Genomic DNA, 24,845 nt, shown 5'->3' with positions numbered 1-24,845 from the left:
TTTCACCGCTATGCGCAAAATATCCGCGCCTGGCCAATAACGTCCAGGCGAACCGCGGCGCCAGTTTGCCAGGCGGCCTGGCTGACGGTTTTCAGCACCAGCGGCATCGATTGCCCTGCCACCGTCACCGTCAGCGTCGAGATATGGCCGGCGAAATCGACATCTACGATGCGAAAGGCGCTCTCCTGCGGCGCGCACGGCGACACCCGCAGTTGCTCCGGGCGCAGCATCACGCGTCCGCGGCCGCTGGCGTGAGGATTGTCAGTCGGTAACTCGCCGATGGCGCAACGCGCGCGCCCCTCCGTGAGCTCGGCGTCGAGCACCAGCGCATCGCCAAGAAACAGCGCGGTGGCCTCGTCAACCGGGCGCGAATAGACCTCGAACGGGGTTCCTACCTGAGCAAAACGCCCTTGCCGCATCACCGCGATCTGGCTTGCAAACGACAGCGCCTCCGTCTGATCGTGAGTAACCAGAATCGACGCTACGCCAGCCTCGGCCAGCAGGTCGGCGGTGGCTTTACGCGTTGCCGCCCGCAGTCCGGTATCCAGCGCCGAGAAAGGTTCATCCAGTAACATCAGCGATGGCCGCTGGGCCAACGCGCGCGCCAGCGCAACCCGCTGCTGCTGGCCGCCGGAAATTTCATGCGGCCAGTGGTTCGCTAATGTCGAATCTAACGCCACCATCTCCATCAGCGCAGCGACCCGACGGCGTTTCTCTTCGCGGTTACAATCCAGCCCCCAGGCAATATTGTCCGCGACGTTAAGATGGGGGAACAGCGCCCCTTCCTGCGGCACGAAACCGATCCCGCGCTGATGCGCCGGCACAAACACGCCTTCGGCAAACAGGGTGTTGCCCTGCAGAACGATTCGCCCGTTATCCGGGGTTTCAAAACCGGCAAGAATCCGCAGCAGCGTGGTTTTACCGGAACCCGACGGGCCGACAATGGCGGTACGGCTTCCCGGCGCCACGGTCAGATTAAGGTTATCAAGCACCAGCGCGTCGGCGAAGGATTTCGAGATAGAGGACAATTCCAGCATGTTACAACCCTGCAATTTTTTTCGACTGCACATAAAGAACCGCCGTCAGCGGCAGCGAAATCACGATCATCAGCATCGCATAGGGCGCCGCGGCGACGTAGTCGATCTCGCTGGTCAACGCCCAAAAACCGGTCGACAGCGTGCGGGTGCCTAACGGCGATAGCAGCAACGTCGCGGTGAGCTCGTTGCTCACGCCAAGAAACACCAACGCGGCGCCAGCGGCCGCTCCCGGCGCGGCCAACCGCATGGTAACGCTCCATAAGGCGCGAGCCGGGCTGCGGCCAAGGCTACGGGCGACGTTTTCCAGCTCAACCGGCGCCTGGGCGATACCGGCGCGCAGGTTAATCAGCGCTCGCGGCATAAACATCAGCAGGTAAGCGAGGAACAGCGTCACTTCGGTCTGATACACCGGACGGGCATAGTGGATGGTGACCGTCACCAGCGCCAGCGCGGTGACGATGCCCGGCAGTGAGCTGGTGATGTAATTACAGCCTTCCAGCAGGCGGAACATCCGGCGCGGATAACGCACGCCGAGCCAGGCGATAGGAATCGCGCAGGCGGTGGTCAGCAGCGCGCCGCCCGCGCCCAGCATCAGGGTCTGGCGCAGCGAATGCCAAAGATCGGCATGCAGCCAGTTCTCCACCCCGCCAAGCCATAGCCAGCGGCACAGCACCAGCAGCGGGACGCCCATCGCCAGCATCACCAGCGTCAACAGCAGCAGTTGCGCGCCCCATGCGGCCACGTTGCCCAATGGACGACGCTTCTGTTCTCGCGCCGCGCCGGCGCCGATACGCGCATAACGCGCTTTGCCGCGCGAGAGGCTCTCCAGTAGCAGGATCGCCAGGCAGCACAGCGCCAGTACCCCTGCCAACATATTCGCCGCCGGGCCGCTAAAGGTGGACTGGAACTGGTCATAAATGGCGGTGGTGAAGGTATCGAAGCGAATCATCACATACAGGCCATATTCCGCCAGCAGATGCAGCGCCACCAGCAGCGCGCCGCCGCAGATAGCCAACCGCAGTTGCGGCAGCACCACGCGGAAGAAAACCTTCCACGGCGGCGTACCCAACGAGGCGGCAACATCTTCCAGCGTCGGGTCGAGACGACGAAGCACCGCCGCCACCGGCATGTAGATAAAGGGATAGTAGGCCAGCACCGAAAGGAACACCCCGGCGGACAGGCCGTGCAGCGAGGGAACCGCGCTAACCCAGGCATAGCTCTGGACAAATGCCGGGATAGCCAGCGGCGCGACCGCCAGCGCCGACCACAGCTGACGCCCGGCAAGCGCGGTGCGTTCAGTAAGCCAGGCCACCGCCACGCCAAGCGTGATGCAGATGGGCACCGCCAGCAGCGTCAGCCACAGCGTATTGCTGAGCAGTTCGGCCACCCGGGGGCGAAACACCAGGGCTTTAATAGTCGGCCAGCCGGTCTCAATTCCTACGGCGGCCACAAAACCTAACGGCAGTAACGCCATTAGCGAAAACAGTACAGCTAAGGCAACCATCGGAAATGCAGGACGCCTGCGCTCGGGCAGGCGTCCTGTTTTCTTTCCGAGTACCAGACTCAGGACAGACATAGATAAATCACTTCAGCATCAAATTACAGCAGGCCAGCCTGGGTCATCAGGTCGATCACTTTTTTGCTATTCAGCGTTGACGGCTCTACCTTCGGCGCGTCCAGCTCTTTCAGCGGCGTCAGTTTCGGGTTAGAGGCGGCATTCACGCCCACCGCATATTCGAAGGCGTTATTGGTGCGCAGCTCATCCTGACCCTGCTTGCCGGTGATCCATTTGATAAACGCCTGCGCCTGCTCTTTATGTTTGCTGGAAGCCAGTACGCCGCCGCCGGAGATACTCACGAAAGCGCCCGGATCCTGGTTTTTAAAGTAATACAGCCTGGTGTTTTTGCTGTTCTCGCCGGTTTTCGCCTGGTCGACAAAGCGGTAATAGTGGTAGATCACCCCACCGTCGATTTGTCCGGCGTTGACCGCTTTCATTACCGTGCTGTTGCCTTTGTAGGCCACGAAGTTCGTTTTCATCGCCTTCAGCCAGTCGAGCGTCGCTTTTTCGCCCTTCAACGCCAGCATGGCGCTGACGATGGCCTGGAAGTCTGCGCCCGATGGAGAGGCGGCCCAGCGCCCTTTCCACTCAGGTTTCGCCAGGTCCATCAGCGAATGCGGCAGCTGAGATTCGCTGATTTTCGCCGGGTTATAGACGAAAACGGTGCTGCGGGCAGCAATGCCAATCCAGCGGCCGTGCTCAGGACGATACTGCGGCGCGACCTGATTCAGCGTTGCGGCATCCAGCGGCGCAAACAGTTTGGCGTTATCAACCAGCACCATTGAAGGCGAGTTTTCAGTCAGGAAGACATCCGCCGGCGAGGCTGACCCCTCCTGCACCAGTTGATTACCCAATTCGCTATCGTCGCCGTTGCGCAGCGTGACTTTAATACCGGTTTCTTTGGTAAAGCCGTCAACCCAGGATTTCACCAGGTTTTCATGCTGGGCGTTATACACCACAATGCCGTCGCCATTGTCAGCCGCCATAACCTGCGGAGCGGTAATCAGAGCCGAAGCAGCGAGCATCGCCGCGCAATATGCCGATAAGCGGAAATTCATAAGCTAATCCTTAGTATGGGTAGTCGAAAAGCCGTGGAGAAACCGGGTTGGCACGGATTAAATCACAGAGGAATGTGAATGATAATGAAAACAATTACCATCATTTTAAAAAAGTGAAAAACACCGCCAATTAGAATTTCCTGATGACAAAATGCTTATTTCGACGCGCGACTGAAACAAACATTAAGACAACATTAAGCCAGCAGCTTTAAATATTATCGCTGTTTAAAATCTTGATCGTCTTCACAGATTCTACCCACGACACGGCAACGGACAGCTGTTTGCCGGGTGAAACCATCACTCTTGCCAATAATTTTAAATGAGAATGATCTTGATAATCATTCTCAATATCACATATCATCCTGTTCCAGCAGCAAGATACGAAGAAAAGACGACTAAAAAGCCGAAAATGGATATTTTATGTTTAAGGAAACCCTTTTAAACACTATGGTTATAGGCTGCACGTTGCTCATCAGCGCCTGTCACAGCCCGGTTTATCCCCTCTCCCCTGCCGGGGAGCGCGCGCTGGTAGAGCAGGCGGATATTCGCGATACCGCCAGCGGACGCTCCCTGACGCCGCAACAATTGCTGAACCAACTCGCTCAGGCGCCGCTGGTTATTGTCGGCGAAGAACATACCAACACCCAGCATCACCAGATTGAGCGCTGGCTGCTGCAGAACCTTCATACCCATCGCCCGCAGGGCAGCGTACTGATGGAGATGATCGACCTAAGCCAGCAGGAGGCGGTTAATCGGGTCAAGCAGGCCAGCCTCAGCGGAACGACCGTGAGCGCCACTCGCGCGGCGGAAACGCTGCGCTGGAATCCCGGCTGGCCGTGGGCGCTTTATCGCGATGTCGTGATGACCGCGCTGCAAGCGCCTTATCCACTGCTGGCAGCTAACCTCAGCCGCCAGCAGGTGAGCGATATTTATCAACATCCCACGTTTCCCCGCGGAGCACTTTCCAACAGCCCGCAGGTACATGAATCGCTATCGGCCATTATCTTTCTGATGCATAACGGGCAAATCGATGGCGAGCAGGTTACCTCTATGCTCGCTATCCAACAGCAGCGCGATCGCCTGATGGCGATGCAAATGAAAGCCGCGCCGCGCCCTGCGCTGTTAATTGCCGGCGGTTATCATGCGGCGAAAGATATTGGCGTACCGCTGCATCTGGCCGATCTCAAGGCGGAAAAACCGCTGGTGTTACTGCTGACCACCGACGGCGCCACGCTGACGGCGAAGCAGGCTGATTACATCTGGTCGGTGGCGGCGGAAAAATGAATATCCCTCTCTCCACGCCATTGATAGCGTCGCGCCCTCGCTGGTTCACGGGAACAACGGCCAGCGTGCTGGGTCATCTGGCGCTGGCTGTGCCTTTTATCATTCACTTCGCCTCGCCGCCGGATGCCGCGCCCCCTGCCGCGGTGATGGTGGAGTACGCGCCGGAACTGGAAGTGTCATTTATTCATCCCGAGCTGCCGCCGGGCGTCACCCAGCAGCGCAAAGTCGAGGCGATGACCGAGCAGGAAACAGCCGCGGTGAAAGAGGCGCCGAAGCTACAAATTCACGACAATGCGCAAATAAAGCTCTCCGCCAGCAAACCCGAACCGCAGAGGAAAAAGAAAATCGAGGTTAAAAAACAGTCCCGCCGCCAGCAACAAGAGGAAAAGGGCAATTCAACCATCACCAGCTTCGCCGCGCCCCCGGCGCCGGCCGTCCTTACTCAGCGCACCACCGCGCCGCTCGATAGCGATGCCGCGCGCCTGAGCCACAACAAGATCAGTTGGGAATCGCTGGTGAAAGGCAAAATCAACAAAATGCGCCACTATCCGGAAGATGCGCGCCGCCGTAAACGTACCGGTACCGTCATTATTACCTTCAGCGTCAACGAACGCGGCGAGGTGTTGCAATCGCAGTTGGCAAACTCATCAGGGACCCATTCGCTGGATCGCGCCGCGCTGATGGCGCTGGAAAATGCGCGTCCGCTTCCGCCGCCGCCAAAAGAGCTGCTGCGTAACGGTATAAATAAGGTCACGCTGCCGGTGGAATTCGGCTTATTAAAAATATAAACCCAGGGTTCCCTGTTATTTATTCAGGCAACCCGGACGTTATTTATAACGGTCACTGACCGCTGATGTTTTTTTATTTTGGGCAATGTGTCATCGCACTTAGCAATAAGCGCGATGCACGCTGCTGCCCTTTTTGTGCGTTAAATATTTATTACCTCAGGATTGGATTATGGAAAAATCACAAATAATCACGGGGCTCGTCACCGGGCTACTTATCGTCAACGGCCAGGCTTTCGCCGCCGAAAGCGCAGGAGAATCGGTTTTCTCTCCTATCACCATTACCGATAACCCGCTGGCGGAAAATGTCGGCCAGGTCGGCTCCTCAGAGGAGAGCTATACCCGTCCCGGCGCCTACAGTTCGCGAACGCTCAATAAGAATCTGCAAAGCCTCGACGCCTCGCTGCGCAGCATGGCGGGCACCTATACGCAAATCGACCCGCTGCAGGGCACCATCAGCGTCAATATTCGCGGCATGAACGGGCTGGGCCGGGTAAACACCATGGTGGATGGCGTCACCCAGACCTTCTTCGGCATGGCGCCGGCTAACTATCACGGCGGGGCGAATACCGCCGCCGGGGTGCCGCTGGACCCCAACTTCCTGGCCGAAGTGGATATCACCCGCGGCAACAGCGCCGGTTCGCAAGGCGTCAACGCGCTGGCGGGCAGCGCCAACCTGCGTACGATCGGTATCGATGATGTGTTAAAACCGGGGCATCAGGTCGGCCTGCTGTCGCGTTTTTCCGTGGGCGATAACGGACTCGGCCGCACCGGTATGGTAACGGTAGCCGGCAAAACCGACGCCTTCGATAACGGCGGCGGCCTTGGCGCGCTACTCGGCATCAGCGGCACCCGCACCTATGCGACCTATAAAAACGGCGGCGGACGCAGCAGCGAAGAGTTTATCGGCGAAGATAATAAATATCTGCGCCAGGAGCCGCGCTCGCAGCTGTATAAAATCAATTTCAACGTCGATCAATTTAACCGCTTCGAGTTTTCCGGGCGTAATTACCGCAATAGCTTTACCCGTCGCGATATTAGCAGCGACGACTACTATCTGCGCTATAACTACGCGCCGCTCAATGAACTGGTCGAGTTCAATGTTTTAGCCAGCACCAGCCGCGGCAATCAGTCATATAAACCGGAGTCGCTGTATAACTTTAACGACTCCTCGACCACCAATAAGTCCAACGCGCTGGATATGAACAACACCAGCCGTTTTCGTATTACCGACGATCTGTATGCCGCTTTCCAGCTCGGCGGTAAATTAATGGATACCCGCTATTCCCGCCGCTTCGTGCAGGATAATGAGACCGACCATAACGCCTTTGCCCCGGCGGGCAAACAGAAGATCGCCTCGCTCTATAGCGGGCTGACATTAAACAAGGATATTTATCAGCTCGATCTTAATCTTAACTATACCCGTAGCCGGGTACAGGGCTATAAACCGGCCTGTGCAGATAACGAAAAATGCTTCCCGCAAGGGGCAACCCAACTCAACGTCAAAGATAACGGTTTTAATCCCTCGGCGACCTTCTCCGCGCAGGTGACGCCATGGCTGCAGCCGTTCGTCAGCTGGAGCCGTTCATCGCGCGCGCCGAACGTTCAGGAAGTGTTCTTCGCCAATGAGGGCGGCGCATCGATGAACCCGTTTCTGAAGCCGGAAAAAGCCGAGACCTGGGAGGCCGGTTTTAACGTTATCAAACAAGGGTTATTGAGCGAGCAGGATAGCCTGCATCTGAAAGCTCTGACCTACCGCTCGCGGATTAAAGATTACATCACCAGCGAATCCTTCCTGCTGTGCAGTAACGGCGGGCTGTGTAAAGATGTCGCCAATGCTTCACCGGATTTCAACGCCAATATCTCGGTTAACGTCACCTCGCCGGTGACCACCGAGGGCTACGAGATTGAAGCCGGATACGACATCGGTTTTGCCTACGCCAATGTGTCATGGAGCAAGCAGCGTACCGATCAGCCCACCTCTATTGCCAGTACGGTCTATAGCTTCGCCTATAGCGACCTTAGCGATCTCCCCAACAGCTACGCCACGGTGGATGTGGGCGGGCGCCTGTTCGATCGCAAACTCACCGTCGGCAGCCTGGTGAAATTCACCGGTAAATCAAAACGCCTGAGTACCGAAGGCATTAGCCTCGACACCAACACGGTGCCTAAAGAGAGCATGCCGAATATCCCGACCATTATCGACCTCTATAGCAGCTGGCAGATGACCGATAACGTACTGCTGCGCTTTAGCGTGCAGAACGTGACGAATCGTGACTACTCCGAAGCGCTAAACCGTATGAACCAGAGTCTCGATAACGCCAAAGAGGGCGCCTCTGTTAACACCACCGCCCGCGGCCGCACCTATATTTTCGGCGGCGAAATCCAGTTCTGATCCCTATTTATCAACAAGGATAACCATCATGCCTAATCGCAACTTGATAAAACCGCTGGCTGCGCTGCTGCTCGCCGCCCTGCTCCCCCACCCGGCTTTCGCTATCGATCCACCGCCGCGGGAAGCGTCGCGCTTTGCGATGAAAACCAATTATCTGCAGGAAGCCAATGAAGGGGTTTATGAGCTGGCGTTCGATAATGGCGACAACCTGCTATTCGCCGCGGCGACCGACCGGGTTAACCGCGCGGCCAATAAAGGTTATCTCTACGCCTTTAATCCGGCCACCCTGCAGGTTATCCAGCGCTACGATATGCCCAGGCGTGCCTTCTCGCTGGCGATGAATCAGCCGGCGCGCGTGCTTTACGTCGGCCATACCCAGGCGGCTTCGCTGCGTATTAGCCTGTTCGACGCCGCCAGCGGTAAAATCATCCGCACCAGCCCGCGCCTGAGCTTCACTACCGACGGCGCCGCCGATGCGCGCTTCGAACATCTGCGGCATATGGTATACAGCCACGCCGCTAACCTGTTATTTGTCAGCTACAGCCATATGCTGAAAACCCAGGACGGGATGCGTCCGCTGCATAAATTGTTGATGCTCGACGGCACGACGTTGCAGCTGAAAGGGGAAGTCAAAGGCGCCTATCGCGGCACCGCCTACGGCCTGACGCTGGATGAAAAGACGCAGAAGATCTACGTTGGCGGCCGCGACTATATCAACGAGATCGATGCCAGAACCCAGCAAGTTGTCCGTACCATCCCGCTTAACGCGCCGCAGTTGGCCAGCGCGCAAAACCTGATCGTCGATTCCGACTCAGGGCGTATTTTCGTCGTCGCCTTCGATCACGACGATCGCAGCGGCCCGCACGACGGCCTGTATATATTCGCTCTTAAAGACGGCAAATCGCTGGGCTACGTGCGTACCGGCATCGGCGCTAACGCGGTGCGCTTCAATCCGAAATATAACGAGCTGTACGTGAGTAATTTCACCAGCGGCACCATCAGCGTCGTGGATGGCAAAACCTGGCGGGTGACTCATGAATTCCGCACCCCGGTTTATCCGAATCAAATGGTGTTGTCGCCGGACATGGATACCCTGTACGTCGGCATTAAAGAAGGGTTCAATCGCGAGTGGGATCCTGAGGTATTTGTCGAAGGGGCGAAGGAGCGCATTCTGCGCATTGATTTGCGTAAATCGTAATCCGCTAACCACCTGCCCGGCAGGTGGTTATTAGCCTTCGTTGGCCAGCTTCGCGCGCAGGCGCTTAATCGCCTGGCTGTGTAGCTGGCTGACGCGGGATTCTCCCACCTCCAGCACCGCGCCAATCTCTTTAAGGTTTAGCTCTTCCTGGTAGTAAAGGGTGAGGACCATTTTTTCGCGTTCCGGCAAGGCTTCAATCGCCTCGATGACCCGCTGGCGCAGGCTGCCTTCCAGCAGATGATGCAACGGATTGGCCTCTTCATGCCCTTCCAGTAGTCGTTCGGCATTCTCGCCCTGCTCTTCCCGCCATTCGTCATAGGAGAACAGCTGGCTGTTATTGGTATCCAGCAGGATTTGTCGGTACTCGGCAAGGGTGATACCCAGCGTCTGCGCGAGTTCGCTTTCCGTGGCCGGGCGGCCCAGATGCTGCTCCAGCTTCTGCATCGCCTGGGCGACTTCGCGGGCGTTACGCCGCACGCTGCGCGGCACCCAATCGCGGCTACGCAGTTCATCAAGCATTGCGCCGCGGATACGTTGCACCGCATAGGTGGTAAAGGCCGTTCCCTGTAGCGAGTCGTAACGCTCGATGGCGTTCAACAACCCGATTCCCCCGGCCTGCAGCAGATCGTCAAGCTCGACGCTCGCGGGCAGCCTGACCTGCAGGCGTAACGCCTCGTGCCGCACTAACGGAACGTAGCGCAGCCAGAGGGAATTTTTGTCCATCACGCCTTCGGCGGTATACAAATCGCTCACTATTTCTGAAACCTGCGGATAAGAGAGTCAGCGCTATTATGCGCAGGGGCAAAAATGCCAATCGCCGGAAAAACCGCATAAAAGCGTCTCTATTTACGACATGCTTTCTCATTCAGCCGTTTTGCCAGGCGGTTACGGGCAAAAAGCAAAAACCCCGCCGAAGCGGGGTTGCGATGCGACAGTAATCAGGCGTGCGATTAACGCAGCAGAGACAGGACGTTCTGAGTCGACTGGTTAGCCTGCGCCAGCACGGAGGTACCCGCCTGCTGCAGGATGTTCGCGCGGCTCATGTTGGACACTTCGGTCGCGTAGTCAGCATCCTGAATACGGGACTGGGACGCGGACAGGTTGTTCACGGTGCTGTTCAGGTTGTTGATAACAGAATCGAAACGGTTCTGTACCGCACCCAGGGAGGAGCGCAGTTGGTCAACCTGGGACAGCGCTTTGTCGAGGGTAGCCAGCGGATCGGCAGTTTTCGGCGTGGTGCTCATTTCAGCGCCTTTGGTCACTTTACCGGTGCTGTCAGCGGTCGCTTTGAAGTATTTCGCATCCGCACCAGTACCTTCCTGGATGATGTAGGATTTACCACCATCGTAGGATTTCAGGCCAGTGGTATCGCCGGTTGCGGTTACTTCTTCGCCAACGGTGGTCACTGTTTTCGCTCCGGTCAAGCCAGTGACGGCACCAGAATCCGAGGTGCTAAAGCCAGTTACTTTACCTGTAGCTTTATCAATGGTGGCTTCATAAGTTTCGCTACCTGCGGCGTTAGTACCATAGATCTTACCGTCCTTAGCCTGTACAAAATGGTCCGGGTCGGCTGGAGTTGCACCGATTTTCTTACTGTTGGCATCGATAGCCAACGACTTACCGGTAGCAACAGTTGTGGTATCACCATCAATTTTAGTGGTATCAATACCGTCAGCCACGCTGAATTTTTCCAGACCCAGAGTCTTCGCATTGATATCTTTCAGATCGATATCGATAGTTTCGCCGTCGTTGGCGCCGACCTGGATGGTCAGCTTCTGGTCGCCGCTCAGGACTTTAACGCCGTTGAAATCGGTCTGTTCGGAGATACGGTTGATTTCTGACAGACGCTGGGAGATTTCATCCTGGATGGACTGCAGGTCGCTTGCGGAGTTAGAACCGTTCTGTGATTGTACGGTCAGACGACGGATGTTCTGCAGGTTATCGTTAACTTCGTTCAGCGCGCCTTCGGTGGTCTGCGCCAGGGAGATACCGTCGTTAGCGTTACGGGAAGCCTGAGTCAGGCCTTTGATGTTAGCGGTAAAACGGTTGGAGATCGCCTGACCCGCGGCATCGTCCTTGGCGCTGTTGATGCGCAGACCGGAAGACAGACGCTCAATCGCCGTGCCCAGGGAAGACTGGGATTTGTTCAGGTTGTTTTGCGCCATCAGCGACAGGCTGTTGGTATTAATTACTTGTGCCATTATATGCATTCCTTACGAGTCAGTTGCGTTCAGTGCAACGTGGTTAAAAGGTTCGGGCTTGCTTGCCCACGGCGTCAACCACCGTCCCTTCTGGTATCGACGTATCCTCTGCAACCTTTAGCCATTTTTTGAAAAATTTTTGCCCCTCCGCCAATGGCGAAAATAACGCGCTTTTTCCCTCTTCTATTACGCCATCGCCTTTTTCACTTTTTCGGTAAACTTTTTCTCCACTGGGCCGATAACGCAATAAGCGAATAACGTCATTAGTAAGGAGAAACACCAATGGCATCGATCAGTTCCTTAGGCATCGGCTCAGGACTCGACCTCAACGGTTTACTGGACAAACTCAGCAAGGCGGAACAACAGCGCCTGACGCCGTATACCACTCAGCAAACCAGCTATAACGCGCAGCTAACGGCTTACGGCACGTTAAAAAGCTCGCTGGAAAAATTCGATAACCTGAGCAAGGAGCTGGCCAAGCCGGAGTTTTTCAACAGCACCACCGCCACCAAGCACGACCAGTTCACCATCACCACCACCAATAAGGCGGTGCCGGGCAACTATAGCGTTGAAGTGCAGAAGCTGGCGCAGCCGCAAACCCTGACCACCCAGGCGACAATTACCGACCAACAAGAGAAACTAGGAACCGCCGGCAACAGCGACCGCTCCATTACGATCACCGCCGGCGACCCGCCAAAACAGACCACGATTCCGCTGAGCGACGACCAGACCTCGCTGCTGGAGATGCGCGATGCCATCAACGGCGCTAAAGCCGGCGTCACCGCCAGCATCATGCGCGTCGGCGACAATGACTATCAGCTGGCGCTGAGCTCCTCCACCACCGGCGAGAAAAACACCGTGTCGGTGCAGGTGAATAACGACGATAAACTCGGCGCCATCCTCAACTATGACAGCAGCAGCAAAAGCGGCGCGATGAAGCAAACCGTCGCCGGGCAGGATGCGGAGATTATCGTCAACGGCACCAAAATTAAGCGCAGCACCAACTCGATTGCCGATGCGCTGCAGGGCGTCACCATTGACCTGAAAACCACCACCAAAGCCGGCGAACCGCAAAACCTGGTGATCGGCATTGATAAGAGCGGCACCGCCGACAAAATCAAAGAGTGGGTCGATAACTACAATTCGCTGCTCGACACCTTCGGCTCGCTGACCAAATACACCCCGGTGAAAAGCGGTGAAGCGCAAAGCGCCAAGAACGGCGCGCTGCTGGGCGATAACACCCTGCGCGGCATTCAGTCCTCGATTAAAAGCGCGCTCAGCGCCGCTCAGGACAACCCGGAGCTGAAAGGCCTTGGTAACCTCGGGATCTCAACCAATCCCAAAACCGGCAAGCTTGAAGTCGACAGCACGAAACTCAATAAAGCGCTCGACGAGAAACCGGATCAGGTCGCCAACTTCTTCGCCGGCAACGGTAAAGACACCGGGATGGCCACCGAAATCCATAATGAAATCCAGAACTATATTAAAGCGGGCGGCATCATCGAGAACTCGACCAAAAGCATCAACACCAATCTCGATCGCCTGAATATCCAGATCGACACCGTTTCCGATAGCATCCAGAACACTATCGATCGCTATAAACAACAGTTTGTTCAGTTGGATACCATGATGTCCAAGCTGAGCAGCACGGGTAACTACTTACAACAGCAGTTCTCGTCCCAGTAACCCTTAATCAGGTAATGAAACAGCATGTATAACCGTAGCGGCACGCAAGCCTACGCACAGGTCAGTCTGGAAAGCAGCGCGATGAGCGCCAGTCCGCACCAGTTAATCGTAATGTTGTTCGACGGGGCGCTTAACGCCCTGCTTCGCGCACGCATCCTGATGAATCAGGGTGATATCGCCGGTAAAGGCCTGGCGCTGTCGAAGGCTATCAACATCATCGACAACGGGTTGAAAAGCGGCCTCGACCACCAGCAAGGTGGCGAAATCGCCGATAATCTGGCGGCGCTGTACGATTATATGAAGCGGCGCCTGATGCAGGCCAACCTGCATAATGACGAAGCGGCGATCGTCGAAGTGGTCAAGCTGCTGGAGAATATCGCCGATGCCTGGCGGCAAATTGGGCCAAACTATCAACCTGCTCAGGGTACATTGTGATGGAACGCCAACAGCAGCTTTTAGCCGCCTATCAGCAGATCCATACCCTGAGCAGTCAGATGATTGCCCTGGCGCGCGCCGGGCAATGGGAAGCGCTGGTGGAAATGCAGTTTGCCTACGTGACGGCGGTTGAGAAAACTGCCGAATTTACCGGCAAAGCGGGGCCATCGCTGGCTCTGCAAGAGATGCTCAACGCTAAGTTGCAGCAGATTATCGACAACGAAGGGGTACTGAAAGGGCTGTTGCAGCAGCGGATGGAGCAATTAAAAACGCTGATCGATCAATCCACTCGCCAGAACGCGGTCAACAACGCTTACGGCCAGTTCGACGATCGCTCGCTCCTGCTTGGCGAACTGCAGTCCGATAATGTGGTCGCCATCAAGAGCAAAAGCGAAGAATTACAATAACAACAACAGCCTCACAGCCAGATATTCCGGCCAGGAAGCGCATGATGGGTCTCACCAGGGCAATGCAGAGTGTTGCCTGGTAAGCCATCGGCGGGTTTTACAGGGCTAATAAGCAATAATATATAATCTATTATTTTATTTACGCTTCATACATTCATCAATTAAATACCCTAAACATCCTGCCAGCTAAAACAAACAACTCACAAGTTTAGGGAAATATGCCTGCAAAATATTCTGTGTTATCTTGACCGGGTTAATATGATATTACTCACGGGATAAAACATGGATGTATTCTTCGGGAAAACGCGTTTTTCCAATTATTTTATGGCCATGGCGCAAGCTGAAACTAACGGATTAATGAATACCGCGCTGGCGGTTTCTGCTTATCACCTTCATGATCCCCTGACCCGAGTCAGGTTTCAGGAAAGTGTTAAAAGATTTGCCCTTTCACAGATTAACACTATCCGTCATAGCAGTGATGATAAGCAGTGCCAGCAGTGCATTCAGGCAATCAGACAAGAGCGGGAAAATCTGCTTATTCAGGACAGAATGTTGCGAACCGGTGAAGCCATGCTCACTGCCTCCGTGCGGTTCTACCGGGAAAATGAAAAAATCATCGGCTATATCATCGACGGAATCGGTGTTGTTCTTGGCGGTATGCAGGTTATCGGAGGAATAGGACTAGTGCTTGGTTCAGTAGGTACCGGAAATGTCATTGGTATTGTAGCTGGAGCAACGCTTGTATTCCATGGGGCGGGAACGATACGAGAGCATTTAGGTAAAGATAATTTTGCGATTAACGCATATCAGGATACAGCCTCCTTTTTAGGATTTGATAAAAAAGTAGGGTTACTAGCCTATCAGGTTGTTGATCTTTCAACGTCACTTTATGGAGCCTTTAAGCTAGCATTAAAACCCGAAGCATGGCGGCTATTTTATTATACCGGACCGGACTTTTATCGAAAAATAACTACGATGAGCGCCCCTGCGCTGGCTCTTAAAGGTGTTTCATCAACGGTAAAAGGAATACAAATAGGCAATACCATATATGAAATTGATAATAAGTAATCACTCGATTTTCAAGTAGATAAGATATGCTTTAAAAGCCATCGGGAAAGGTGTTAATTTCCAAACAGCAATCAGGATAAAAATAATGATTAGCGGATAAGTAAAATCATTACTTTCGAAGTTAAAAATCCACGAAACGACTATGGCAAAGGCAATACAAACAACAATAACGCCGCCCCAAAAACGTTTTCGTAAACTGTCGATCAAAGTAGCATAGGTTTCATTGTTACTTTCTTGTCGCGTCAGGATTTCACGTAAGCGGGCAATCTCTTTATCGGTGAAGCCATGTTCACGAAGATCATCTTCTGTTAGCTGCTTTCCCACGTCAGGCTCCTCCATGCTGGTTATATATTTGTCCAACGTTTCCGACTGAAGATACCCATTGCGTTGCTCAGCCAAATGCTCAGATGTAATGCCACTGCCGGGGTTACCACAGTCTGTGGAATATTGCCCCTGAAGTTGCCAGGGGTCAAGCGCGCGCGTTCATACCCTACAACGGTTTCACGCCTGATCCGCCAGAATGCTGTCAGTTCAAAGGAGATGCGTTACGCTACCGCCCCGCCTTCATCCTCCCAACGGCAGACCATATGGTACAGCTCCCGCTCGTCGTATTCATCGTGGAATCTATTCACAACAACCTCCAGACGATTGTTAGACACGATCTAAGTTTAGTTGTTGGTAAGGAGGGGGCATATCAAGAAGAGTAAAAGCGGCGGTTACTCGCTATCCTGTCGCCAGGTTTCATGAAACATCGCTATCGCAACAAAAGCTAAAACGACAAAAAATACAACGGTCTGAAGCCACAGCATAACGCCTCCGCGGAGCAAAATTTGCGCAGATTATTTGCTACAGAGCCGAAAAACGATAGTGAATTGCCATCCAAATTTAAATTTTCGCCTTACCCCGCTCACACAACAATGCCTGTCTTCTGGCTGACAAGCCGATACTAAATAACAGTCTAAGCTGTTCGGACTACGCCAACGCGTAGGCCACCATCGTCGCTATCGCTCCCCAAAAGACTAACAAACCGAGAAAAATCCCTATCCATACCTTACGCCGCAATTGATGGTCTACTTTTTCGGACATCTGCTATTCCAAATTAGAATTATTTTGGCAAGACCATACAGTTTGTAGTGGTAGTAGTCAGATCGTTTGTATCGATCGATGAGCGGCTATTGATCTGTATCCCCTATCGATTGTAGTGATATTTCAGACTCATTCATTCACCGGTTGATGGATTAAAATCAATGCAGAGGCGCGCAATTTTTTGCCGTTGTCGCCGTAAATAGACAAAACCGCCAGCATTAAGCATAGCGGTTTGCAGGAAGAAATTGCGCCGTGATTTTATGACTAAACCGGCATATTCATGATATGACCATTCAAATTTTGTAACTTACCAAGATCGTCCAAGAGCGCACCAGACATCAGTTAGTTACACACATCAAATCACCCAACCTCCCAAGTTCATCTAAGTTTGGATGCACTTTCATGCCCCATTACAACAATCCCATTTTCTATACTTTCAGTCTGACCACTGGAGGTTGATATGTGCGGACGTTTTTCCCAGTCAATGACCCGTGAAGATTATCTTTCCTATCTTGCCGATGAAGCCGATCGTGACATCGCATATGACCCGGAGCCGATTGGGCGGTACAACGTCGCACCAGGCACCAAAGTTTTGCTTCTGAGCGAACGCGACGAACAATTACATATCGATCCTGTCTTCTGGGGTTATGCGCAAGGATGGTGGGATAAGTCACCTCTGATTAACGCACGTGTCGGAACGGCGGCCACCAGCAGAATGTTTAAACCTCTCTGGCAACATGGCCGGGCGATCTGCTTTGCTGATGGATGGTTCGAATGGAAGAAGGAAGGCGACAAGAAGCAACCCTACTTTATCCATCGTGCCGATGGCCAGCCGATATTCATGGCGGCAATCGGAAGCACACCATTTGAACGTGGAGATGAAGCAGAGGGCTTTCTGATTGTCACCGCTGCAGCAGATAAAGGGCTGGTAGATATTCATGACCGCCGGCCGCTGGTACTTTTACCAGAAGCAGCCAGGGAATGGATGAGACAGGATGTAGGAGGGAAAGAGGCAGAAGAAATATCTGCGGACGGTACGGTGCCTGCAGACAAGTTTATCTGGCACGCGGTGACACGGGCCGTTGGTAACGTGAAAAACTAGGGGGCAGAATTAATCAAGGCTATTAAGCTCCCATAAATTGATAACGTCCGCAATGTGCCCAAATCAGACGTAGTTCATCACATGATATGTGCAGATAGGAAGCTGTCCGGAGATGGTGGGTCAAGATCAGTCAATGTATCCACCATAAACTTTCTATTCAATTAGAACGCTAACGATATTTTAGGTTGCGAGAATTGTATCGTTCTATAGTTGAACCATGAATTTAAGCGTTATGAAGCAATAAATCTTTTTTTACTTTATTTTTAGACTACTTTAATACGCTGTGCTAAAAATAAGTAAATGGCATTAATTACCTTCATGACCACACATGAATTTGGATATGTATTATAAAACGACTTGCGCATGTTTATTAAATGCCGATAGCGGGAGCAATTGATAAAGCCCCCACTCCTTGAGAAATTTTACATTATTTACCAATCAGATTATCGGCAAAGCGTAAATTAAAAAAAGGAGATGTAATTAACATCTGACATTAAAACGGAATATAAAATACATGCACGGAAAATAATTAAACTGAGTAACGTATTAAAATACCTGCCTTTGATTTAATTGGTGGCACATCCAAATTAGGCCGGTTCTGTCTCCAGGTTTACTGGACAAGTCCGTCCCTTGTGTGTCAGAAACGGAAGGTGGAGTACCATAGACTATATAAAAGTAGAAGGGTCGTTTTGCAGGGGTGCTTACAGCTTGATATCTAAGATTGTCAGGACTACAACAGCAGACTTGTGTCAGAAGTAGAGTTAATCAAATCGTACGAGAAAATATTCCATATTGCGGCCAATGTTTGTAATCCACAGCATTGGAAATATGGAGGCTCTCTATTTATATCTTTTCTCGTGAGTACGGATCATAGTTCTAGCCCGAAGCGTTTTATTCTCTTCACACATCAAAAACCGAGGATAAATAAATGCCGCACATTGCCAACCTACAAGAAATACAACCGCTTAGTCACTATAAAGCCACATTTGACCTGTTTTATGAGTTTGTGAAAGGTCAAGTTAAAAGTGATATAAAAGCAGAACAGTATATTCAACTTCAAACAATTGCCGAACCTTTGGATTTTTCAAAGAATTACTGTTGGTTTTCATACTTTACTTATTTAAATAAAGTCGACCAAATAATAAAACCCGAACCTCTGAGTGATCAGTTTTCCGTTACAGATAGAACGTTAGCGCGAGAGTATGAGAGGTTTGTTGAAACCGCCTTGCAACTTGTAGAAGCGATCGAGCTTCCTCCTGAGGTAGTCAGCGAAATCAACGCTAAAGTTGTACGTTTAGACAACATCAAAAAAGAGGTTCGCCGTCTTGTACGAGAAGAAGCTGATGCATGGAAAGAGTATGCGGAGCTTCGCGGCATTCCATCTGGGGACCTGTCTCAATACTTACAATGGAGTAACCGCTATGGAAATGCAAACGACATAGATGCTCAAGGTAAAGCACTTGCTGACGCCTACGGAACGCTTGAACGCTTGAGAAGACGACAATACTCTGATGTGGATCAACGGGAAATAAAGGAGGCGTGGGACAAGTTGATCTCTGTCGGGGCTCGCATTAGATATCCACGTCGACCTGATGATGAGTATCCTGATGGTTCAAAGTTTTCATTACCTTACCTTGCATCGCTAGCCACAGGTGATAGTGCACTATTTGCCGATAGACCTGTGATATTCCCCGATATGTCTTTTGATACTATAGCTGGCGGTTCACTCGGTCAATTTAGTGCTGGAATTACCGAGTCTAGTACTGCGAAAGAGAGTATGTCCGTTGATTGGTCTGCTTCAGCATCTGGTTCTTATGGCTGGTTTAGCGCATCAGTCAACGCTTCTTCATCAACTAAGATCGAAGAAGAGTTTTCTCACACTAAAGATGTAATGTTAGGGTGCAAAGCATGTATGATAGTGCCCATCCAGCCTCCATCATGGTTTAATTCTAATCTCTTTGAAAATCAGTTAATACTTAAAAATAAAAGAACCTTCGACAGATTCCTTGGAGCTAAAGGTACCCTCCTCTATTACCCCAAAGCATTAGTTGTTATGAGAGGATTTAATGTAATCTTTAAGTCTACTAATATATGGAAGTACGATTATGCTCGCGATTTCTCTGTCGGCGGTAGTGGTTCTGTTCGCTTGTTTGGAATTGGTCTTGGCGGAGGCTACAAGCGTCATGAACATCAGGAAAAACACACTGTTGAACAAAATGGTGATGAGCTACGCTTTTCTGATGGTGACTCAAGCCTTCGAGTACTTGGCTACATCGTTCAAAAAAATACCGCTTTTGAAAAGGATATACTTACAGAACTTTCAAACATTAAGTTGTTGCCATGACTTGCCAGTGCAGAGGTTTTATCGCAATTACGCAGATATTTTTACTAGCTGCTTGCGCTAATCAGCAACCGAGACTTCTACCGATATGCAACCTCCAGTGTGTATCCGGAGAGCAGTGTACTAAGGAACATTCTGTATCAACCAAAGATATCGAGACACTTACAGAGAAATTAAGTGGTTCTTTCCTCACGCATAGAGTCGATGTTATTTCGGTTACATCTGGCTATGCAATTGTGTTAACTAATGACGAAACTGATCAGAAAGTTCGTGAGTCTTGGGGAGCGGTTGGCTGTTTTACTGCAAAAACTCCACCCAGTAGAGTTGATTACGCTCGACTTGAACAGTGTATATCCGGAATGGCCAAATGGATTAATTTCCGAAATCCAAATGAAGCACGAGACCTTATGCTTGATTCATCATTTCGCCAGACCTGTATGAATTCAACAGAGCGTTAAATTGTCCAACAACGTCGTGTGAAAGTACCCGAAAACCAATGCAATTTTATTGGCTGAGGATAAGAAGAAGAGTCGTCTCTGTTATCGGCTCTTCTTCGCCCTCTATTAAACTGATGTATTCCATACGATCTGCCTTAAACATGCCAATTTTAGAAGTTTTCTATTATATTGAGCATTTACTTGCCATCCGTTAGTCAATGTACATGGATAGCCTTAAAACAGTGAAGAAAATTTCAAACGTCCGTTCTTCGCTCTAAACAGACTGTAGTAGCAGCATGACCACTACCGTTAATAGCCGAATCATCTAACTTTGAGCAGGTCACAGAGCCTCGTAGTATAGCGCGGGGATAGCATTTCCCTTTTCATCTGCCAGGTGGCCTGGATCCTCTGTCCAGCAAAATACAGAGTTCCCCCCCCCGTCCTTTGCGTTGAGGTGGTCGAGCACTTCCATCAGTTTCTCACTGTTCTGCCTTGGCGCATTCTCGTCGAACAGGTTCAGCTGCGCGACACCCTGGCTATAGAAATCACCGAGCATGATCCCCGCTTTCTGATACCTGTGCCCGTCTACCCATATCGCATCAAGACACTTTACCGCGGCATTGATGATATCCCGGCTATCCTGCGTGGGCGTCAGTAGCTTAATGGACCCACTGTTGCCATAGTATTTTTCATTCAACGCAAAGGGAGATGTCTTCACAAAGGTGGAGATGTAACGACAGTACTGATGCTCTCCACGAAGTTTCTCTGCGCCTCTGGCCGCATATGAACAGATAGCCTGGCGCATTTGTTCATAGGTGGTAATGCGCTCCCCGAACGACCGGCTGCAGACAATTTCCTGTTTCACTGGCGCAAACTCTTCCAGCTCAAGACACGGCTCGCCGCGAAGCTCTCGAACGGTTCTCTCAAGCACAACATTGAAGTGTTTGCGGATGAAGCGGATATCCGTATCAGCCAACTGCAGGACGGTGTTTATCCCCATAGCTTCATGCTTTTTGCTGATACGACGGCCAACCCCCCATACCTCATCCACCGGAAGTAAAGCCATCAGTTTGCGCTGCCGTTCCACATTCGAAAGGTCGACAACTCCGCCAGTAGCTTTCCATGTTTTCGCCGTATGATTGGCGAGTTTTGCCAGCGTCTTTGTTTGTGCGATCCCCACCCCGACCGGGAGCCTGGTATTGCGGTAAACGGTATCTTTCAGCTCATGCCCGAACTCTTCCAGCACACGGCAATTACGTACACCAGTAAGATCGCAAAACGCCTCGTCAATGCTGTAGATTTCAACTCTGGGACACATTTCCTCCAGTGTCGTCATGACCCGGTTGCTCATATCTGCATAGAGTTCATAGTTTGAACTGAAGCAAACCACACCTTGCCGACGAAACAGGTCTTTGCATTTGAAGTACGGATCCCCCATCTTGATGCCAACCTTCTTGGCTTCGGCCGAACGCGCTGTCACGCACCCATCGTTATTGGACAATACAACAACCGGCTTACCTCGCAGATCCGGCCTGAAAATGGTTTCGCAGCTCGCATAGAAGCTGCTCACATCAACTAGAGCAAACATCACATCACCGGGCAGTCATCAAAGCCAGCTTTACTGATGATATAAATCCCATTATGAACTCCCCTTGATACTGTTTATTTATACAGTATAATTACTGTATTCGAACCCAGTAAAGAGGTATTTAAGATGTTTGTGGAGCTCGTTTATGACAAGCGCAATGTCCAGGGGTTGCCTGGCGCTCAACAAATCATACTGGCTGAACTGACTAAGCGAGTACATCGAGTTTTCCCTGATGCAGAGGTAAAGGTTAAGCCAATGCAGACAAACGCGTTAAACAGTGACTACACAAAAACGGAGAAAGAGCGACTGAATTGCATGCTTGAAGAGATGTTTGAAGAATCTGACATGTGGTTAGTTGAGGAGTGATCCTATGCAAACCGCGCCTAATGCAATATTTATTAAAATCTGAGGGTTAGATAATGAATGAAAGTATTTCAGACAATTTAAATGCTGACTCGATCATCTACGACGACATTACAGGCGCTGAGGTTTTCCTCGGCGATTTCCTTCGCGAAGGATACATTCGGGTAAAGTCTCGTGATGAATTGGTAGATGCTGTAAATTACGTCAATACAAACATTAAAAAAGCAACTGAGATTCGTCTTTCAAAAGCATTCGAGCCATGGATTGCCCCCCAAACTGATATTGACCTTGCGTGGGTCTCTTTGGTTGGTGAAGGTGGTGTTTGTACAATCGATGCCACAAGCATTCCTGATGTTGATGGTAATTACTGGCTACGTCTGTATAACTCCGGCGCATCCAGTATTAACAATATTGGAAACATTTACACGGATAAAATACGTGACATTTTTTGTCTTGGCCCAGGGGCTACCAGTAATGTTGATGCAATAATTTACCATAATCCCACACGTGCCATAGCATCTTTCACAACCAGAAGTCTTGGTACTATGGGATTCAGAACTGGCGATTCATACCGTCAAAATGCATATATTATAAAACACTGGGGAAGGAGTATTACCCGCTGTACCAATCATATATGGATGCCATCTGGTTACTCAAACTACGGCGAAGCAATAGAATATCACGCATCGACCATTTCAACTTCAAGTGGCACAGGTATCCGCAATGACAATGCTGATGGTGCGATACGAGTGTATGGTGGATCACTGGATTATATGGGGAGGATCATAGTTGTTACCGCTGGCCGTGTTGAAACATATGGAACATACATTGAATTTAACAACAACTCGAACAAATTGAATGGAATTCCTTTTGAAACCTCTGGTGCAGAAACAGCGAAAATTTCACTAATGGGAGGCGGGATAAGAGGCTATATTACTCCACTGCCAGATGAGGTTACCACAATATTTAAATGTGGCGATAATACGAATGGAATTGGTTTATCAAATATGGAATTGATGAACATAGTGCTACCAACAGGATTTACTAATATAAACAGTGGTAAAGGGAAATTCCAGACCACTGGTATAGATATTATTTCTGGCGGCGGAAACCCTCGGGTCCCACTTCTCAAATCTGATACACACAATTTAATATCAGACCCTGAATTAACCCAAACAGAGGTTGTAGACTGGTATATTTCATCTGATACAGGAGCATTAACCAGTCGGACATCAGGTGAAAACACCAAACTATCAAAGGATACATCCAACTTTAGAACAAGTGGTACAGCATCCTTGAAAATAAGCAAAGCCCTTGGTGTCGGTACTTCTTCAGAAATACAAATAAACGCTCCAATATCAGCAAACATGCTAACCATGTATACTATGTTTATTCAGGGAGTCAATCTCACAGGAAACATTAACATTAGCGCTTATTATTGCAGAACAATATATAACAACCAAATTGGAATTCCAATAGCATCAAGAGTTTTAAAGGTCGGGCCAACACGAACCATTGATTCTTCCACTATATCTGAATGGATACCGGTTACCCAACAGAGTGCCAGAAATTATACCCCTGAATGGGCGACTGAACTTATTGTCAAAATCTCATTAAACAATATGTCATCAGGTAACCTGTATGTTGCTGATGCAAAAATCACTGAGCTTTAGATATTAGTGCGTATCATCTTACAAAATAGCCCGATAGCCTTTGCATAAGGATACCGGGTTTTTTACATACAAGAACTCAGTAGAAACGCTTAGTTCACAACCACCCCTCGCATTGCCATGATACTTTTCATTTTGTCACGGACATCTGTCTGCTCAGCATCGGACAATACGCGATTGTAGACGGCGAATATCCCCATTAAGCCGGGAAGCCCCATATTCTGCTCCGGGCTCTGGCCACCATTCAGAATCAGGGGCAGCGTCGATTTCTTACGTACAAAGATAGCAGAAGTATGTTTATCACCGCTTGGCCGAGTCGCTGCGTCCTCTGTAAATGTTTTTATCTCTTTCTTAGGTTTTTCATTTCCCTGCTTTTTGGCCTGTTCCAATTCCTTTTCACGAACAGCAATGAGCGCATTAGCTTGTTCAATCGCCTCTTTATTACCTGAGAAAGCTATTTTTCTTGATTACGCCCTCACTTCCTTTAGCCTTACTTCGGCTCCAGCGACTCTGTCAGCCGCCAAATACTCTTTATTAATCCAGTCTACAGATTCTGCAAAAGCTTTATTTCCCTCAATAGTCAGGACATTCATCGTTGATTGTAGATCAATGGCCTGTCCAATAATTCTCATCGTGGGGTCTATTGCGCCACCAAGAGCAACAGCCTGCTTACCTTTGTCTGCAGCTGTGTAATAGTTTTTTACTTTCATTACCGCTGCCATCCAGGAGTCGCCAATTTTAAGTATCTCTCGACGATGCATGTCAATATCAGCATTCAGAGCCGTAAAATTTTCTGAATCCTTATATTGTGAGACCTTTTGACGTGCTTCATCGTAACTATACCCGACATCAATTAACTTATTGATGGCCTCGCTGGCACCGTCATTGGTTGTAATAAACATATTGCCAACTTCATTAATCGCCAGCCCCGTCTTATCGGATATCGTGTAGTGGCACAGTAAATTTGGCCACCTGATTAAAGGTGATATTCTCACCTCAACACAAAACAGGTGACTTAATGAACAAGAAAACTAAGCGTACTTTCACCCCCGAGTTCAGGCTGGAATGTGCACAGCTGATTCTTGATAAGGGCTACTCATATCGACAAGCCAGTGAAGCGATGAATGTCGGTTCCACCACTCTTGA

Annotated in this window: 23 protein-coding genes and 1 pseudogene; 13 read left to right on the top strand and 11 right to left on the bottom strand. The window is 50.8% G+C overall.

What is annotated here, in order from left to right; translation table 11 throughout:
- Nucleotides 1-8: 8 nt before the first annotated feature.
- The 3 genes from PGR10_RS00120 to PGR10_RS00110 are packed head-to-tail and all read right to left on the bottom strand — an operon-like array spanning nt 9 to nt 3,653.
- Complete coding sequence (locus PGR10_RS00120; RefSeq protein ID WP_430922723.1) at nt 9-1,037, bottom strand: ABC transporter ATP-binding protein; 1,029 nt, start codon at nt 1,035-1,037, stop codon at nt 9-11.
- 1 nt (nt 1,038) lies between these two features.
- Nucleotides 1,039-2,613, bottom strand: a complete 1,575-nt coding sequence (locus tag PGR10_RS00115) for an ABC transporter permease (protein WP_430922722.1) — start codon at nt 2,611-2,613, stop codon at nt 1,039-1,041.
- 23 nt (nt 2,614-2,636) lie between these two features.
- On the bottom strand, nt 2,637-3,653 hold the full coding sequence (locus tag PGR10_RS00110) for an iron ABC transporter substrate-binding protein (protein ID WP_113374238.1): 1,017 nt from the start codon (nt 3,651-3,653) through the stop codon (nt 2,637-2,639).
- 420 nt (nt 3,654-4,073) lie between these two features.
- Here PGR10_RS00110 and PGR10_RS00105 point away from each other — a divergent pair, with 420 nt between their 5' ends.
- From PGR10_RS00105 to PGR10_RS00090, 4 genes are all read left to right on the top strand, one after another.
- Nucleotides 4,074-4,937 carry a ChaN family lipoprotein gene (locus PGR10_RS00105; protein ID WP_430922721.1) on the top strand — a complete coding sequence of 288 codons (864 nt, stop codon included), beginning with the start codon at nt 4,074-4,076 and terminating at the stop codon, nt 4,935-4,937.
- Nucleotides 4,934-5,725: an energy transducer TonB gene (locus PGR10_RS00100; RefSeq protein WP_430915008.1), complete on the top strand. Its 792-nt coding sequence runs from the start codon at nt 4,934-4,936 to the stop codon at nt 5,723-5,725. The genes PGR10_RS00105 and PGR10_RS00100 overlap by 4 nt, the downstream gene beginning before the upstream one ends.
- 169 nt (nt 5,726-5,894) lie before the next feature.
- The gene (locus tag PGR10_RS00095) at nt 5,895-8,117 is read left to right on the top strand and encodes a TonB-dependent receptor domain-containing protein (protein ID WP_430922720.1); all 2,223 of its coding nucleotides are present in this window, start codon (nt 5,895-5,897) and stop codon (nt 8,115-8,117) included.
- Nucleotides 8,118-8,145: 28 nt separating this feature from the next.
- Entirely contained in the window at nt 8,146-9,315 is a 1,170-nt protein-coding gene (locus tag PGR10_RS00090) for a YncE family protein (protein ID WP_430922719.1), read from the top strand.
- Between the two features lie 30 nt (nt 9,316-9,345).
- Here PGR10_RS00090 and PGR10_RS00085 read toward each other — a convergent pair whose 3' ends face one another.
- From PGR10_RS00085 to PGR10_RS00075, 3 genes are all read right to left on the bottom strand, one after another.
- A complete protein-coding gene (locus PGR10_RS00085; RefSeq protein ID WP_015704963.1) occupies nt 9,346-10,068 on the bottom strand; it encodes an RNA polymerase sigma factor FliA in 723 nt (240 codons plus the stop codon).
- 197 nt (nt 10,069-10,265) lie between these two features.
- A complete protein-coding gene (locus tag PGR10_RS00080) occupies nt 10,266-11,516 on the bottom strand; it encodes a FliC/FljB family flagellin (protein ID WP_087858071.1) in 1,251 nt (416 codons plus the stop codon).
- A gap of 43 nt (nt 11,517-11,559) precedes the next feature.
- Nucleotides 11,560-11,805 (bottom strand): hypothetical protein, encoded by a 246-nt coding sequence (locus PGR10_RS00075; RefSeq protein ID WP_015367282.1) that lies wholly within the window; start codon nt 11,803-11,805, stop codon nt 11,560-11,562.
- Between PGR10_RS00075 and fliD the strand changes: the two genes are divergently transcribed.
- The 4 genes from fliD to PGR10_RS00055 all read left to right on the top strand — a co-directional run bounded on the left by fliD (nt 11,799) and on the right by PGR10_RS00055 (nt 15,112).
- Complete coding sequence (fliD, locus tag PGR10_RS00070) at nt 11,799-13,202, top strand: flagellar filament capping protein FliD (RefSeq protein ID WP_430922718.1); 1,404 nt, start codon at nt 11,799-11,801, stop codon at nt 13,200-13,202. The two genes, PGR10_RS00075 and fliD, sit on opposite strands and share 7 nt — an antisense overlap.
- A gap of 24 nt (nt 13,203-13,226) precedes the next feature.
- Complete coding sequence (fliS, locus tag PGR10_RS00065) at nt 13,227-13,637, top strand: flagellar export chaperone FliS (RefSeq protein ID WP_015704959.1); 411 nt, start codon at nt 13,227-13,229, stop codon at nt 13,635-13,637.
- Nucleotides 13,637-14,044: a flagella biosynthesis regulatory protein FliT gene (gene fliT, locus PGR10_RS00060; RefSeq protein WP_032714211.1), complete on the top strand. Its 408-nt coding sequence runs from the start codon at nt 13,637-13,639 to the stop codon at nt 14,042-14,044. Before fliS ends, fliT begins: the two co-directional genes overlap by 1 nt.
- Nucleotides 14,045-14,326: 282 nt before the next feature.
- A complete protein-coding gene (locus PGR10_RS00055; RefSeq protein WP_430922717.1) occupies nt 14,327-15,112 on the top strand; it encodes a DUF4225 domain-containing protein in 786 nt (261 codons plus the stop codon).
- Here the strand turns inward: PGR10_RS00055 and PGR10_RS00050 are convergent, their stop codons facing one another.
- Nucleotides 15,113-15,436 carry a hypothetical protein gene (locus PGR10_RS00050; protein WP_045386397.1) on the bottom strand — a complete coding sequence of 108 codons (324 nt, stop codon included), beginning with the start codon at nt 15,434-15,436 and terminating at the stop codon, nt 15,113-15,115.
- Nucleotides 15,437-16,084: 648 nt separating this feature from the next.
- Nucleotides 16,085-16,198, bottom strand: a complete 114-nt coding sequence (locus PGR10_RS00045) for a YmiA family putative membrane protein (protein WP_072048039.1) — start codon at nt 16,196-16,198, stop codon at nt 16,085-16,087.
- Between the two features lie 460 nt (nt 16,199-16,658).
- Between PGR10_RS00045 and PGR10_RS00040 the strand changes: the two genes are divergently transcribed.
- Complete coding sequence (locus tag PGR10_RS00040) at nt 16,659-17,300, top strand: SOS response-associated peptidase (protein WP_430922716.1); 642 nt, start codon at nt 16,659-16,661, stop codon at nt 17,298-17,300.
- Between the two features lie 928 nt (nt 17,301-18,228).
- Nucleotides 18,229-19,644 (top strand): hypothetical protein, encoded by a 1,416-nt coding sequence (locus PGR10_RS00035; RefSeq protein ID WP_430922715.1) that lies wholly within the window; start codon nt 18,229-18,231, stop codon nt 19,642-19,644.
- Nucleotides 19,645-20,399: 755 nt separating this feature from the next.
- On the opposite strand, the pseudogene PGR10_RS00030 reads toward PGR10_RS00035, so the two are convergent.
- Nucleotides 20,400-21,666, bottom strand: a pseudogene (locus PGR10_RS00030) (Y-family DNA polymerase).
- Between the two features lie 126 nt (nt 21,667-21,792).
- On the opposite strand from PGR10_RS00030, the gene PGR10_RS00025 reads away from it, so the two are divergent.
- Together PGR10_RS00025 and PGR10_RS00020 are read left to right on the top strand one after the other, a co-directional pair.
- A complete protein-coding gene (locus PGR10_RS00025) occupies nt 21,793-22,032 on the top strand; it encodes a DinI family protein (RefSeq protein ID WP_430922714.1) in 240 nt (79 codons plus the stop codon).
- 53 nt (nt 22,033-22,085) lie between these two features.
- Nucleotides 22,086-23,702 carry a hypothetical protein gene (locus tag PGR10_RS00020; RefSeq protein ID WP_430922713.1) on the top strand — a complete coding sequence of 539 codons (1,617 nt, stop codon included), beginning with the start codon at nt 22,086-22,088 and terminating at the stop codon, nt 23,700-23,702.
- An 89-nt stretch (nt 23,703-23,791) separates the two neighbouring features.
- Here the strand turns inward: PGR10_RS00020 and PGR10_RS00015 are convergent, their stop codons facing one another.
- Nucleotides 23,792-24,088 (bottom strand): hypothetical protein, encoded by a 297-nt coding sequence (locus PGR10_RS00015; RefSeq protein WP_430922712.1) that lies wholly within the window; start codon nt 24,086-24,088, stop codon nt 23,792-23,794.
- 78 nt (nt 24,089-24,166) lie between these two features.
- Entirely contained in the window at nt 24,167-24,601 is a 435-nt protein-coding gene (locus PGR10_RS00010; protein WP_430922711.1) for a hypothetical protein, read from the bottom strand.
- 80 nt (nt 24,602-24,681) lie between these two features.
- On the opposite strand from PGR10_RS00010, the gene PGR10_RS00005 reads away from it, so the two are divergent.
- A partial coding sequence (locus PGR10_RS00005) for a transposase (protein ID WP_430923086.1) occupies nt 24,682-24,845 on the top strand: 164 nt, incomplete at its 3' end.

It is taken from the genome of Klebsiella sp. 141198 (assembly GCF_050600785.1).
GTDB lineage: Bacteria > Pseudomonadota > Gammaproteobacteria > Enterobacterales > Enterobacteriaceae > Klebsiella > Klebsiella aerogenes.
The sequence above is the reverse complement of the archived record's forward strand: the minus strand, read 5'-3'. Positions and strand labels throughout refer to the sequence as shown.

Coding starts and splice junctions, on each gene's coding strand:
- PGR10_RS00120 (WP_430922723.1), bottom strand. CDS start 1,037: ATGCTGGAATTGTCCTCTATCTCGAAATCCTTCGCCGACGCGCTGGTG.
- PGR10_RS00115 (WP_430922722.1), bottom strand. CDS start 2,613: ATGTCTGTCCTGAGTCTGGTACTCGGAAAGAAAACAGGACGCCTGCCC.
- PGR10_RS00110 (WP_113374238.1), bottom strand. CDS start 3,653: ATGAATTTCCGCTTATCGGCATATTGCGCGGCGATGCTCGCTGCTTCG.
- PGR10_RS00105 (WP_430922721.1), top strand. CDS start 4,074: ATGTTTAAGGAAACCCTTTTAAACACTATGGTTATAGGCTGCACGTTG.
- PGR10_RS00100 (WP_430915008.1), top strand. CDS start 4,934: ATGAATATCCCTCTCTCCACGCCATTGATAGCGTCGCGCCCTCGCTGG.
- PGR10_RS00095 (WP_430922720.1), top strand. CDS start 5,895: ATGGAAAAATCACAAATAATCACGGGGCTCGTCACCGGGCTACTTATC.
- PGR10_RS00090 (WP_430922719.1), top strand. CDS start 8,146: ATGCCTAATCGCAACTTGATAAAACCGCTGGCTGCGCTGCTGCTCGCC.
- PGR10_RS00080 (WP_087858071.1), bottom strand. CDS start 11,516: ATGGCACAAGTAATTAATACCAACAGCCTGTCGCTGATGGCGCAAAAC.
- fliD (WP_430922718.1), top strand. CDS start 11,799: ATGGCATCGATCAGTTCCTTAGGCATCGGCTCAGGACTCGACCTCAAC.
- PGR10_RS00075 (WP_015367282.1), bottom strand. CDS start 11,805: ATGCCATTGGTGTTTCTCCTTACTAATGACGTTATTCGCTTATTGCGT.
- fliS (WP_015704959.1), top strand. CDS start 13,227: ATGTATAACCGTAGCGGCACGCAAGCCTACGCACAGGTCAGTCTGGAA.
- fliT (WP_032714211.1), top strand. CDS start 13,637: ATGGAACGCCAACAGCAGCTTTTAGCCGCCTATCAGCAGATCCATACC.
- PGR10_RS00055 (WP_430922717.1), top strand. CDS start 14,327: ATGGATGTATTCTTCGGGAAAACGCGTTTTTCCAATTATTTTATGGCC.
- PGR10_RS00045 (WP_072048039.1), bottom strand. CDS start 16,198: ATGTCCGAAAAAGTAGACCATCAATTGCGGCGTAAGGTATGGATAGGG.
- PGR10_RS00040 (WP_430922716.1), top strand. CDS start 16,659: ATGTGCGGACGTTTTTCCCAGTCAATGACCCGTGAAGATTATCTTTCC.
- PGR10_RS00035 (WP_430922715.1), top strand. CDS start 18,229: ATGCCGCACATTGCCAACCTACAAGAAATACAACCGCTTAGTCACTAT.
- PGR10_RS00025 (WP_430922714.1), top strand. CDS start 21,793: ATGTTTGTGGAGCTCGTTTATGACAAGCGCAATGTCCAGGGGTTGCCT.
- PGR10_RS00020 (WP_430922713.1), top strand. CDS start 22,086: ATGAATGAAAGTATTTCAGACAATTTAAATGCTGACTCGATCATCTAC.
- PGR10_RS00010 (WP_430922711.1), bottom strand. CDS start 24,601: ATGTTTATTACAACCAATGACGGTGCCAGCGAGGCCATCAATAAGTTA.